The organism is Kitasatospora sp. NPDC057198 (assembly GCF_042670125.1).
Classification (GTDB): domain Bacteria; phylum Actinomycetota; class Actinomycetes; order Streptomycetales; family Streptomycetaceae; genus Kitasatospora.
In genome coordinates, this window is record NZ_JBHUWH010000581.1 from 1 (window position 1) to 4,376 (window position 4,376).

Genomic DNA, 4,376 nt, shown 5'->3' on the forward strand with positions numbered 1-4,376 from the left:
GAACGGCGAACCGTTCCCCGGGCCCCCGGGGGGCTCCGCTTCCGGGTCAGCCGTTCTGCATGACCTCGGGCTCGTGGCGCTTCTGGAAGCGCTGGATGGCGAGGCCCAGGCCGACCGAGATGGCGACCAGGACGGTCCAGTTGAGGAACATCATGCCCGCGGAGTGGTCCCAGAGGGAGTCCAGCGGGGCGGTCTCCGGCGGCTTGGCGATCACCACCGGGGAGATGTGGGCCAGGTCGAGGGTGTTGCCGCTGGCGGCGACGCCCCAGCGGGCGGGCATCAGCCAGCCGAGCTGCTCCAGGCCGGGCTTGTCGAAGAGCTGGAAGATCGCGCCGGTGAAGACCATCTGGACGATGGCGAACATCACCAGCAGCGGCATGGTCTTCTCGGCGGTCTTGACCAGCGAGGAGATCGCCAGGCCGACCATCATGGAGACGAAGCTGAGCAGGATCACGCCGATGGACATCTCCACGGCGGGCAGGTGCTTGAAGATCAGCCCCTCGGCGGGGAGCTTGCGCACCTTGAAGGCGATCGCGGAGATGATGCCGCCCTGCAGGAAGCTGATCGCGCCGAGCACGATGAACTTCGAGGCCAGGTAGGCGGACCGGGACAGGCCGGTGGCGCGTTCCCGTTCGTAGATCGCGCGTTCCTTGATCAGCTCGCGGACCGAGTTCGCCGAGCCCGACAGGCAGGCGGAGAACGCGACGACCATCAGGACCAGCTTGGCGATGTCGTTGCGGTGGGCCCCGGTGTCGCAGGCGGCCAGGCCGCACTTGCTGGGGATGACCGCGGAGACCCCGCCCAGGACCAGTGGCAGCAGCACGGACAGCGCGATGAAGCCCTTGTCGGAGGCGATCACCGACAGGTAGCGGCGGATCAGCGTCCACAGCTGGGAGCCCCAGCTCTGCGGCTTGGGCGGGCGCAGCTGGGTCAGCGCGTTGGGCTGCTGGACCTGGGAGGCGACGGCGTCCACGTTGGCCGAGTACTGCTGGTAGTGGACGGAGTTGCGGTAGCGGCCGGCCCAGTCGTGGTCGGGGTAGTTCTCGAACGCCTGGAAGACGTCGGCCCAGGTCTCGTAGCCGAAGAAGTGCAGGGCCTCGCCGGGCGGGCCGAAGTAGGCCACCGAGCCGCCGGGCGCCATCACCAGCAGCCGGTCGCAGAGCGCGAGTTCGGCGACCGAGTGGGTGACGACCAGGACGGTGCGGCCGTCGTCGGCGAGGCCGCGCAGGGTCTGCATGACCTCGCGGTCCATGCCCGGGTCGAGGCCGGAGGTCGGCTCGTCCAGGAAGATCAGCGAGGGCTTGGTGAGCAGCTCCAGGGCGACCGAGACGCGCTTCTGCTGGCCGCCGGAGAGGGCGGTGATCCGGTTGTCGGCGCGCTTGTCCAGGCGCAGCTCGTACAGCACCTCGTCGATCCGGCGCTCGCGCTCGGCGGCCTCGGTGTCGCCGGGGAAGCGCAGCCGGGCCGCGTACTTGAGGGCGGTGCGGACGGTGAGTTCCTTGTGCAGGATCTCGGACTGCGGGACGAGGCCGATCCGGGAGCGCAGCTCGGCGAACTGGCGGTACAGGTTGCGGCCGTCGTACAGCACGTCGCCGCGGTCGGCGGGGCGGTAGCCGGTGAGGGCGCGCAGCAGGGTGGACTTGCCGGAGCCGGACGGGCCGATCACCGCGACCAGGGACTTCTCCGGGACGGAGAAGCTGACGTCGTTGAGCAGGACCTTCTTGCCGCCCTTGAAGTCGACCTCGACGCTCAGGTGGTGGGCGGAGAAGGAGACGGCGCCGTTGTCGACGAACTCCTGGAGCTGGTCGCCGACCAGCACGAAGGAGGAGTGGCCGACGGTGAGCCGGTCCTGCGGGCCCATCAGCTGGCGGCGGGTGGGCTGGCCGTTGAGGAAGATCCCGTTGTGGCTGCCGAGGTCGACGATCTCCCAGCGGCCGTCCGGGAGCTGGCGCAGCTCGGCGTGGTGGCGGGAGACCTGGAGGTCGGAGACCACGATGTCGTTGTCGAGCGCGCGGCCGATCCGGATGGTGCGGCCGCCGGCCAGGCTGCGGATCATCGTCGGGTTGCCGAGCCCGCCGACCGGGGCCGGGGCGCCCTGCTGGGGGTGCCCGCCCTGCTGGGGGTGCCCGCCCTGCTGCGGCACGGGCGGCTGCTGGAACTGCTGCTGTACGGGCGGCTGCTGCACCGGGGGCTGCTGCTGGAACTGCTGCGGCGCGGGCTGCTGCTGCACCGGCGGCTGCTGGAACTGCTGCTGCACGGGCGGCTGCTGCGCGGGCTGCTGCTGGAACTGCTGCGGCGCGGCGGCCTGCTGCTGGGGGAAGCCGGGGCGCGGGGTGGGGGCGTCCCAGCCCTGCGGGATCGGCTGCTCCACCGGCGGCGGCCGGTGGCCCTGCGGCGCGGCGGCCGGGCCGGGGCCGTACTGCGGCTGCTGGAACGGGGCCTGGCCCTGCTGCGGGCCGGGGGCCCGGCTGGTGGCGGCCTCGTGGATGCCGCCCTGCGGGGCGGCGGCCGCGGCGGGCGCCGTGAAGGCGAGCCGGGGCCCGTTCTGGCCGTTGCCGAGGTGCACGACGGTGCCGGGGTGGAGGGCGCTCTGCGCGACCCGGGCCCCGGCGACGAAGGTGCCGTTGGTGGAGCCGTGGTCGGCGAGCTGCCAGGTGGCGCCGTCGAAGCTCAGGCTGGCGTGCCGCCAGGAGACCCGGGCGTCGTCGAACGGGAAGTCCGAGGCCGGGTCACGGCCGATGGTGTAGGCGCGGCCGGGTTCGAGTACCCGCTGCCGGCCGTCGATTTCTACTACGAGTTGCGGCAACTCTCCGCCCGCCCCGCTCTCCGGTCCCCCAGGATGTTGCATCTGACAGGGGGATCATTCCAGCCCCGCGGGTGTGCTCGGTAGTCGGGCCGCCGTTCTGTGACCGCCCGGCGACCGGCCCGGGGTCGCGGCGGGACGTTTCGGCGGGTGCCGCGGGCGCTGTCCCGCCTCGCGGGCGGTGTCCCACCTCGCGGACGCCCCGGGTCGGGGCGGCACCGGGCCGGGTAGCGTGGGGGTCACCATGAACGCAACCGATCAGGCCGCTCAGGCCCTTTCCGCCGCGCCGCCCGTGAGCACCGACGCCGAGCGCACGCTGCTGGTCAAGGTGTTCGGCAAGGACCGCCCCGGGATCACCGCGGGCCTGTTCGACCGGCTCGCCGGTTTCGGCGTCGAGGTGATCGACATCGAGCAGGTGGTCACCCGCGGCCGGATAACGCTGTGCGCGCTGGTCACTCCCCCGGCGGCGCCGGGCGCGGAGGGCGCGCTGCGGGTGACGGTGCACCGCTGGGCGGAGGAGCACAAGCTCCAGGCCGAGATCATCTCCGGCACCGGCGACAACCGTGCGCGCGGCGAGGGCCGTTCGCACGTGACGGTGCTCGGGCACCCGCTGACGGCGGCCGCGGTGGCGGCGCTGTCGACCCGGGTCTCGGAGGCCGGCGGCAACATCGACCGGGTCTTCCGACTCGCCAAGTACCCGGTGACGGCCGTCGAGTTGACCATCTCGGGAGTGCCGACCGAAGAGCTGCGCGCGGTGCTGGCCGCGGAGGCGGCGGCCCAGCGGGTGGACATCGCGGTGGTGCGGTCGGGCCTGCACCGACGGGCCAAGCGGCTGATCGTGATGGACGTGGACTCCACGCTGATCCAGGACGAGGTGATCGAGCTGTTCGCGGCCCACGCGGGCTGCGAGGAGCAGGTCGCCGCGGTGACCGAGCAGGCGATGCGCGGCGAGCTGGACTTCGCCGAGTCGCTGCGCGCCCGGGTGGCGCTGCTGGCCGGGCTGGACGCGGCGGTCACCGAGAAGGTCCGCGCCGAGGTCCGGCTGACCCCGGGCGCCCGGACGCTGATCCGCACCCTGAAGCGGCTGGGCTACCAGGTGGCGATCGTCTCCGGCGGCTTCACCCAGGTCACCGACCACCTGGTGGAGCGCCTGGGCCTGGACTTCGCGGCCGCCAACACGCTGGAGATCGAGGACGGGAAGTTCACCGGCCGGGTCACCGGGGAGATCGTCGACCGGGCGGGCAAGGCCCGCTGGCTGGCCCGGTTCGCCGAGCGCGCCGGGGTGCCGCTGGAGCAGACGGTGGCGATCGGCGACGGCGCCAACGACCTGGACATGTTGAACACGGCCGGCCTGGGCGTCGCGTTCAACGCCAAGCCGGTGGTCCGCGAGCAGGCCGACACCGCCGTGAACGTGCCGTTCCTGGACACCGTGCTGTACCTGCTCGGGGTGACCCGCGAGGAGGTCGAGGCCGCCGACCAGCTGGACGGCGCGCCCACCGGGGACTGACCCGCGGGAACACGGCGTGAGGGGCGGGACCCGCGGGTCCCGCCCCTCCTGCGTTCAGTCCTGCGG

Annotated in this window: 2 protein-coding genes; one reads left to right on the top strand and one right to left on the bottom strand. The window is 72.7% G+C overall.

Annotated elements, in window-relative coordinates; all coding sequences use genetic code 11:
• Positions 1-46: 46 nt before the first annotated feature.
• Positions 47-2,848, bottom strand: coding sequence for an FHA domain-containing protein (locus ACFUEL_RS35845; RefSeq protein WP_380241795.1), 2,802 nt, complete (start codon positions 2,846-2,848; stop codon positions 47-49).
• 199 nt (positions 2,849-3,047) lie between these two features.
• Between ACFUEL_RS35845 and serB the strand changes: the two genes are divergently transcribed.
• On the top strand, positions 3,048-4,310 hold the full coding sequence (gene serB, locus ACFUEL_RS35850; protein WP_380241796.1) for a phosphoserine phosphatase SerB: 1,263 nt from the start codon (positions 3,048-3,050) through the stop codon (positions 4,308-4,310).
• Positions 4,311-4,376: the final 66 nt, after the last annotated feature.

Coding starts and splice junctions, on each gene's coding strand:
- ACFUEL_RS35845 (WP_380241795.1), bottom strand. CDS start 2,848: ATGCAACATCCTGGGGGACCGGAGAGCGGGGCGGGCGGAGAGTTGCCG.
- serB (WP_380241796.1), top strand. CDS start 3,048: ATGAACGCAACCGATCAGGCCGCTCAGGCCCTTTCCGCCGCGCCGCCC.